The sequence below is a fragment of the Nitratidesulfovibrio liaohensis genome, from assembly GCF_011682075.1.
Classification (GTDB): Bacteria; Desulfobacterota; Desulfovibrionia; order Desulfovibrionales; family Desulfovibrionaceae; genus Cupidesulfovibrio; species Cupidesulfovibrio liaohensis.
Map to the genome: position 1 here is coordinate 1 of NZ_VSMK01000626.1, position 1034 is coordinate 1034.

General features: G+C 72.0%; 1 protein-coding gene. It reads left to right on the forward strand.

Going from position 1 to position 1034, the window contains the following annotated elements; all coding sequences use genetic code 11:
• The first annotated feature begins 613 nt into the window (after positions 1-613).
• Positions 614-985: a TraR/DksA family transcriptional regulator gene (locus tag FVW27_RS16845; RefSeq protein WP_167127367.1), complete on the forward strand. Its 372-nt coding sequence runs from the start codon at positions 614-616 to the stop codon at positions 983-985.
• Positions 986-1034: the final 49 nt, after the last annotated feature.

Consider the following 1034-nt stretch of genomic DNA (forward strand, 5'->3'; position numbering starts at 1 on the left):
GGAATGCGACGGGCCGCGGCGGGCACCAGCGAACGGGGATGCGCCGGATGCCCCGGATGCGCCGGAGCCGGGGCGGAAGCCAGCCCGGCCACCAGGTCCGGCGATGTGTCCATCATATGGTGATGTGGGGCGGAATCGGCGGGGGTGCGGGGGCGGAGCATGTCCATGCGTCCTCCTGGGCGGCCAACTGGCCGGAGACTGGTGGCGCGGAGGGCACCGGGCCGCGCCGTGCGCGTCCGCCATGGCTGACGGCGGCAGGCGGCGGGCGGTTTCCGTCCCGTGGCGGCGGCGTGCCTGTTCCGCGAAATGGAGTCCTGTCGCATGCATGGATAGGCGCACCGCGTGGAGAAGCCATGACCGGTCGGTGAACATTACGTGAAGGAGAGCAGGACGAAGGATGGACGGCGCGGACGTCACCCGATTGTCGGCGGCCCGTCGCCGCGCCGTCGCGCAGCAATGCCGCCGGTGGGGCAGAAGGGGCAGTGTCCGGAAACCGGGGACGTCCACCTGATTGGCTGATTGGCTGATTGGCCGACTGGCCCACTGGCCAACAGGATGCCCCGCAGCCCGCGCGGTCCGCATGACCGGCACCGCGCCACGGAAGGAACGCGCCATGACCGACCGTCACCACGCCGAAATCCGCCGCCGCCTCGAAGCCGAACTGACCCACCTGCGCCGCCAGCTGCTGGTGGAGGGCGGGGTGGAAGCCTGCGCCGACGAAAACGAATTCGCCTCGCGCGTCAGCGAGCTGGCCCTCAGCATGACCCTTCTGGACCGCGCCGGGCGGCGCATCCGCGAAATCGAAGGCGTGCTGCGCGCCATGGACAGCCGGGACTACGGCGTATGCGACGCCTGCGGCGACGACATTCCCCTGCCCCGCCTGCTGGCCCGCCCCACCACCCGACTGTGCGTGCACTGCCAGATGGAACAGGAAACCCAGGCGGGCCGCCCCATGGCCGCCACGGCCCACGCCAGGGCGTACTAGGCCCCGCGCCGGGCCTGGCAGATTCCGCCCGGCACCCGCCCGACCCCGC

Coding starts and splice junctions, on each gene's coding strand:
- FVW27_RS16845 (WP_167127367.1), top strand. CDS start 614: ATGACCGACCGTCACCACGCCGAAATCCGCCGCCGCCTCGAAGCCGAA.